This window comes from Pseudomonas sp. P7779 (assembly GCF_013386315.1).
Classification (GTDB): Bacteria; Pseudomonadota; Gammaproteobacteria; order Pseudomonadales; family Pseudomonadaceae; genus Aquipseudomonas.
Map to the genome: position 1 here is coordinate 1 of NZ_JACARZ010000086.1, position 6756 is coordinate 6756.

7 protein-coding genes are annotated in these 6756 nt (G+C 59.7%); 1 reads left to right on the forward strand and 6 read right to left on the reverse strand.

All coding sequences use genetic code 11. From position 1 onward, the window contains the following. Window positions 1-99 precede the first annotated feature (99 nt). The 6 genes from HX869_RS23850 to HX869_RS23875 form a co-directional block, all read right to left on the reverse strand. The gene (locus HX869_RS23850; RefSeq protein ID WP_003219744.1) at window positions 100-753 is read right to left on the reverse strand and encodes an HAD family phosphatase; all 654 of its coding nucleotides are present in this window, start codon (window positions 751-753) and stop codon (window positions 100-102) included. Between the two features lie 29 nt (window positions 754-782). Beyond that, the gene (locus HX869_RS23855; protein WP_178903743.1) at window positions 783-1772 is read right to left on the reverse strand and encodes an ABC transporter ATP-binding protein; all 990 of its coding nucleotides are present in this window, start codon (window positions 1770-1772) and stop codon (window positions 783-785) included. After that, window positions 1769-2569: an ABC transporter permease gene (locus HX869_RS23860; protein ID WP_102369616.1), complete on the reverse strand. Its 801-nt coding sequence runs from the start codon at window positions 2567-2569 to the stop codon at window positions 1769-1771. Before HX869_RS23860 ends, HX869_RS23855 begins: the two co-directional genes overlap by 4 nt. Next, window positions 2556-3401 (reverse strand): ABC transporter permease subunit, encoded by an 846-nt coding sequence (locus HX869_RS23865; RefSeq protein ID WP_010166442.1) that lies wholly within the window; start codon window positions 3399-3401, stop codon window positions 2556-2558. Before HX869_RS23865 ends, HX869_RS23860 begins: the two co-directional genes overlap by 14 nt. After that, window positions 3398-4204: an alkaline phosphatase family protein gene (locus tag HX869_RS23870; RefSeq protein ID WP_102606234.1), complete on the reverse strand. Its 807-nt coding sequence runs from the start codon at window positions 4202-4204 to the stop codon at window positions 3398-3400. The genes HX869_RS23865 and HX869_RS23870 overlap by 4 nt, the downstream gene beginning before the upstream one ends. Window positions 4205-4391: 187 nt before the next feature. Next, window positions 4392-5459 (reverse strand): ABC transporter substrate-binding protein, encoded by a 1068-nt coding sequence (locus HX869_RS23875; protein WP_178903744.1) that lies wholly within the window; start codon window positions 5457-5459, stop codon window positions 4392-4394. Between the two features lie 351 nt (window positions 5460-5810). Between HX869_RS23875 and HX869_RS23880 the strand changes: the two genes are divergently transcribed. Further along, complete coding sequence (locus tag HX869_RS23880; protein ID WP_010166446.1) at window positions 5811-6524, forward strand: UTRA domain-containing protein; 714 nt, start codon at window positions 5811-5813, stop codon at window positions 6522-6524. Window positions 6525-6756 lie beyond the last annotated feature (232 nt).

Below are 6756 nucleotides of genomic sequence, written 5' to 3' on the forward strand. Positions count from 1 at the left end.
TGGGGCTTTTCCAAAGTGAGTCGCTGTAAGAGCGAAACCATAGGCGGCCGTTACCTAAATAACGGATATGTACTCACCTCAAACCAGCGCAACAAAACGTCAAACCCAATGATGAATCGGCCACCCAGCCTTCTCAGCATGCGCCCGCAGCACCGGGTCCGGATTCACCACCTGCGGGTTCTCCACCTTCAGCAACAGCGGCAAATCATTGCGCGAATCCGAGTAGAAGTACGCCCCATCAAGGTGCTCACCTTCCTGCTCCAGCCATTCCATCAGGCGAGTGATCTTGCCTTCGCGGTAAGTCAGTACACCTGTGGTCTTGCCGCTGTACACCCCATGGGCGACGTCCAGCTCAATCCCCAGCACTTCATCAATGCCGATACGCGCCGCAATCGGCTTGACCAGGTGCGTCCCCGACGCCGAGATCACCAAAATCCGGTCACCATTCTTGCGGTGCTGTGCAATGGTACGGGTGGCTTCGCTGTAGATCAGCGGCTCGATAACGTCTTCCACCCACGGCTCTACAAGGTGCTCGATCTCTTCCGGCGTGCGGCCAATCATCGGCTCCAGGCTGAAGTCCATGAAATCCTCCATGGCCAGCTCACCGCGGCTGTAGGCCGCCATCAGTTCGTCGTTCTTGCGCATGAACGACTCGCCATCCACCCAGCCCAGGCGGCCCATCTGCTCGCTCCACAGGGTGGCGCAGTCGCCGTGGATCAGGGTGTCGTCCAGATCAAAAATTACCAATGCCATCTGTCACGCTCTCTCAAATAAATCGTGCGTCAGGCTACTTCACACAACGCACTTGGGTCGATGGAAAGTGCCAATCTCTGACCATTCGGGTGCAGATCGTCAGCCGAGCGGTTAAGCACATCCACCACCAATTCCACGCCCCGGGCTTCGATGCGGTAGCGAATCACGTTGCCCAACAGGCTGTGGCTGCGCACCAACGCATCCAGCTCACCGCTGCGGCTGAGCTCAATGGCCTCCGGGCGAATGGCGATGCGCCCGGTGACCGGGCGCTGCAACAGTTTGCTGGCCTTGTCGGCGTCCAGCAGGTTGTAGTTGCCGATAAAGCCCGCGGCGAACACATCCACCGGCGCGGTGTAGAGGGTCTCGGCATCGCCGCTCTGTACGATCTTGCCCTGGTTCATCAGGAAGATCCGGTCGGACATGGTCAGGGCTTCTTCCTGATCATGGGTCACGAAGATGGTGGTCAGGCCCAGCTCACGCTGGATCTGGCGAATCTGTTCACGCAGGTGCTTGCGAATCCGTGCATCGAGGGCCGACAACGGCTCGTCGAGCAACAGCAGGCGCGGGCGCGTCACCAGCGAGCGGGCGAGGGCCACGCGCTGGCACTGGCCGCCGGACATCTGGTGCGGGTAGCGGCCGGCGAGTTCTTTCAGCTCCACCAGTTGCAACACTTCCTGCACGCGTTTGTGGCTGTCGTCGGCATTGACCTTCTGCATGCGCAGGCCGAAGGCGACGTTCTGTTCCACGGTCATGTTGGGGAACAGCGCGTAGCTCTGGAACACCATGCCGATATGCCGTTTCTGTGGGCTCAGCGGGACGATGTCCTGGCCATCCAGCAGGATTTTCCCGCTGTCCACCGAGGTCAGGCCGGCGATGCAGCGCAGCAGGGTCGACTTGCCGCAGCCCGACGGGCCAAGCAGGGTGACGAATTCGCCCTTGGCGATTTCGCAGTTGATGTCACTGAATACCGGCGTACCGGCGTAGCCTTTCTGCAGGTGTTGGACGCTGACGAAGCTCATTGGCTTTTGTCCTTGTTCAAGATGTTGGCGGCCCAGGTCAGCACCAGCACGAAGAAGAAATAGGAGATCACCAGGGCACTGGTGAAGTGGCCGCTGCTGTTACGCATATTGTTGAGGTACACCTGCAGGGTTTCGTAGCGGGTGCCCACCAGGATGTTGGCGAACACGAACTCGCCGAACAGGAACGAGAACGACAGCAGCAATGCCACCATCAAGCCCTTGCGCAGGTTCGGCAACACCACCAGGAACGCCGCCTGGAAGGTGCTGGCACCGAGCAGTTGGGCGGCGTCCATCAGGTCCCGCAGGTTGATCGCTTGCAGGTTGTTGGTGATCGCCCGATACATGAACGGCAGCGCCACGGTGAAGTAGCAACCGATCAGGATCCACGGCGTACCCACCATCGCAAATGGACCCGAGCCATAGAGCTGCAACAGCCCCACCGACGACACCACCGGCGGCACCGCGAAGGGCAGCAGGATCAAAATGTTCATCAGCGCGTCGAGTTTCGGAAAGTGGTAATGCACCACAAACAGCAGCGGCAGGATCAGCACCACCGACAAGATCAGCGCGCCGACGCACACCAGCAGCGACTGGCCGAAGGCATTCAGGAAGCGCGGGTCACTCCACAGCTGGATATACCATTTGAAGGTAAAGCCGGATGGCAGGATGGTCGCCGACCAACTGCTGGCGATGGAGTAGACCAGGGTGCCGAGCAATGGCAGCACCAGGACAGCAAGCAACAGGTACACCACTACGCGGTGGTAGAGGGCGGCCGAGCCAGGTTCAGCGCGAGACATGGTAGCTCCTCTTGAGCAGCAGTTGATGGACCACGGTCACCACGGTCATCAGCGCTACCAGCACCACGGCCAGGGCACTGGCCATGTTCGGGTCCAGGGAAATATCGCCGGAGACCATCGCCGCGATGCGGATCGGCAGCACGTTGAAGTTGCCGGTGGTCAGCGCATAGACCGTGGCGTAGGCGCCGAGGGCGTTGGCCAGCAGGATCACGAAGGTGCCCAGCAGCGCCGGGGTCAGCACCGGCAAGCCGATATGCCGCCAGTATTGCCAGCCATCCGCGCCGAGCAACGAAGCGGACTCGCGCCAGTCTTCGCGCAACGCGTCAAAGGCCGGGTAGAGCAGCAGCACGCCGAGGGGAATCTGGAAATAGGTATAAAGGATGATCAATCCGGTCTTGGAATACAGGTTGAAGTCCTGAATGATCCCGGCCTGCTTGAGCATGATGGTGATGCTGCCGTTGAACCCCAGCAGGATGATGAAGGCGAAGGCCAGGGGTACACCGGAGAAGTTGCTGGTCATGTTGGCGAAGGCGGTCACGAAATTGCGCAGCCGGCCATCCACCCGACGCAGCGAGTAACTGCCCAGCACGGCAATGACGATCCCGAACACACTGGAGTAGAAACTGATCTCCAGGCTGTACTGGATTGCCTGCAGGTAGAACTTCGAATTGGCGATCTTGCTGAAGTTGGCCAGGCCCCAGCCAAACTCTTCCGATTGCAGGCTGCTGACCAGCACCCAGAACAGCGGAGCGATCTCGAACACGATAAAAAACAGCGCGAAGGGCACCAGGCACAAGGCGGCCAGCCATTTGCCGCGGATCACTGAATTCACTTCAACAGCTCCCGGCATACAGGTTTGTCGTGGGGTACACCCAACAGCTCGCAGACGGTGCCGCACAGCTCGGTTTGTTTGGGCGTGGCGTGGGTGTCGAGGCTGAAGGCATCACCCAGCACAAACAGCGGCACTTCCCGTTCTTCCGGCAGCAGGCCGTTGTGGGAGCGGTCGTTGTTCATGCCGTGGTCGGCCGTCACCAGCACCTGGTAACCGGCGTCGAGCCAGCCTTGCAGGTAGTCGGCGAGGATGATGTCGGCCGAGCGCGCGCTGTTGCGGTATTGCGGGGTGTCGAGGCCGTGCTTGTGGCCGGCATCGTCGATGTTCATCGGGTGCACCACCAGGAAATTCGGCGCGTGTTTGAGGCGCAGGCTTTCGGCGTCGGCAAAAAGGTGCGAGTCCGGGTAATGGTCATTCCAGTAGAAATGCCCGTGCTGGATCGCCAGGGCCGGGTCGCTGGTATGCCGATCCCGGGCGGCGATAAAGGGCGAGCGGTTATACAACTCGCTGACCCAGTGATACGCCGCCGCCGCCGTGGATAAACCGGCGTCGGTGGCGTAATGGAAAATGCTGCGCTGGTTGGACAGGCGCGAGACGTTGTTGTGGACGATGCCGCTCTCGATCGGCGGGACGCCGGTGAGGATGCATTCGTACAGTGGCCGGGACAGGGCCGGCAGTTCACATTCCAGTTTGTACAGTGCTGCGCGTCCTGCGCCGACATAGGCCTGCAAGTGCCCCATGGCGTGTCGGGCAACCTCGTAATTCAGGCCGTCGAGCACGACAAGGATGACGTTGTGCTTCATAGGGGCTGGGGCTCCGCAACAAATAGGCTTGACTCGGTTTTTCGGCTGGAACACCGATCAAATGTGGGAGCTGGCTTGCCTGCGATAGCGGTGTGTCAGTCGACAATACTGCTGAATGTCATACCGCTGTCGCAGGCAAGCCAGCTCCCACACTGACCGCGTTCCACTTGAACAGGCGTGTTAAGCCTTATTGCATATTGATGATGACTTCTTCCTGCCACTTCTGCGGCAGTGCCTTGGAGGTCTTCTCCCAAGCGTCGGCGTCCTTGATCGGCGTGACTTTCTTGTACTGCTCGTTAGGCAGCAGCTTGGCCTGTACGTCGGCTGGCAAGGTCAGGTGCTCGGCACGGATCGGCCGCGCATTGCCACGCGCCAGGTTGGTTTGGCCGGCGTCGCTGAAGATGTATTCGCGGGTCAGCTTGGCGGCGTTCGGGTGCTTGGCGTATTTGTTGATGATCGTGGTGTAGCCGGAAATCACCGAGCCGTCCGATGGGATCAGCACCACGTAGTCATCCGGGTTGGCCATCTTGGCCTTGTAGCTCAGGCCGTTGAAGTCCCAGACCACGCCCACTTCCACTTCGCCTTTTTCCATGGTGGCGATGGTTGGGTTGGCCAGCGACAGGCGGCCTTGCTTGGCGATGTCGGCGAACATCAGCAGCGCCGGCTGAATGTTCTTCTCGTCGCCACCGTTGGCCAGTGCGGCGGCGAGTACGCCGTTGGCCGCCTGGGCGGCGGTGCTCACGTCACCGATGGAAACCTTGTATTTGCCGGTCTTCAGGTCAGCCCAGCTTTTCGGAGCTTCGGAGCCGTGCAGGAGTTTTTTGTTGACGATAAAGGCGATGGTGCCGGTGTAGGCCAGGGCCCAGTTACCGTCCTTGTCTTTCGCCCAATCCGGGACTTGTGCCCAGGTGGTCGGTTTGTACGGTTGGGTAACGCCCTGTTTCACCGCGATCGGGCCGAAGGCTGCACCGACGTCGCCGATGTCGGCGCTGGCGTTGTCTTTCTCTGCCGCAAACTTGGCGACTTCCTGGGCGGAGCTCATGTCGGTGTCGATGTGCTTGAGGCCGTAGGTCTTGGCCAGGTCGTCCCAGGTGCCTTTCCAGTTGGCCCAGTCATCGGGCATGCCGACGCTGTTGACGGCGCCTTCCGCTTTCGCGGCGGCTTCCAGGGTTTTTAGATCGGTATCAGCGGCCGTGGCGGCGGTGCACATGGCAATGGTCGAGCCTAACAGTGATGCCAGGAAAAGCTGTTTCATCCGAAGCTCCTTTGGGCGTTTTCAACGCTGCGTTTTTATCGACGTTTGCGGTGGTGTTGGTCTAGGTCAGCAATACACGAGCCAATTTAGGCGTGGCGGATGACAGTTTCATGTCGATGTCGTTTTTTGTTGGCCTGGACGGGGGATCACCGGGTAAGCGTAGACCATGCCCAACCGCCCGGAAGCCTTGGACTTGGCCGATGTATTGCAGGTCTTGTGGCAGCACGTCGCGAGGCGCTGTCATCTGTCGGTCATGTGCAATGCCTAGGCTTGCACGCAACAGCAGAGGCGCGTTTAGCGGGCGTTTTGTGCACCTGAATAGTGCTGGTCTAGTCCAGATAGGTAACGTTGATGCGTGATGAGGCAACCAAGGCGGTGACAACCATTGGCCTGGCGCTGCAAGAGCAGATCGACCATGGCTTGTTGGCGCCTGCCAGTAAGCTGCCGGCCGAGCGCAAGCTCAGCGAGTTGTTTGGTACCACCCGGATTACGGTGCGGGAAGCCTTGTTACAACTTGAGGCACAAGGGCAGATTTATCGCGAGGAGCGGCGGGGGTGGTTTGTGTCGCCGCCCAGGCTTGCCTATAACCTGATGCAGCGCAGTCATTTTCACGCGATGGTGAGTGCCCAGGGTCGGGTGCCGTCGACCGAGGTGATTTCGGCGCGGTTGCAGCCGGCTTCGGCGGCGGTGTGTGCGTGGTTGCAGTTGCCGGCGTTGTCCAGTGTGATTCAGATTTGCCGGGGGCGCAGGATTGATGGGCGGTTGGTGTTGTATGTGGAGCACTATCTGAACCCGCAGTATTTTCCGGGGATTCTGGAGTGTGATTTGAATCAGTCGATTACGGAGTTGTATGCGCGGGTGTATGACTTGCACTACGGGCGGGTGCGGTTTGAGATTGTGCCGACGTCATTGCAGGTTGAGGCTGCGGCGGCGTTGAGGGTGTCGGTGGGGAGCCCGGGCTTGCGGATTGCTCGGGTTAATTATGATCAGCATGAGCGGTTGATTGATTGTGATCTGGAGTTTTGGCGGCATGATGCGATTCATGTGGGGGTGGATGTGGTTTGACGTTTTGCCTGTGTGTATCCGTTATTTAGGTCACGGCGGCTTTTGGTTCCGCTCTCACAGCGGCTCACTTTTGAACAGCTGGAATGCCGGCCCAGCCCCAAGTAAGCACAGGGCTTTACCCCGATGACCCGAGTGTTAGAGCAAAAGCAGAGCCGCTTTATGTGGGAGCGGGCTTGCTCGCGAAAAACCTGAGGGCGCCGCGTTGAGTCAGGATACCCACGTCATCGTTAAC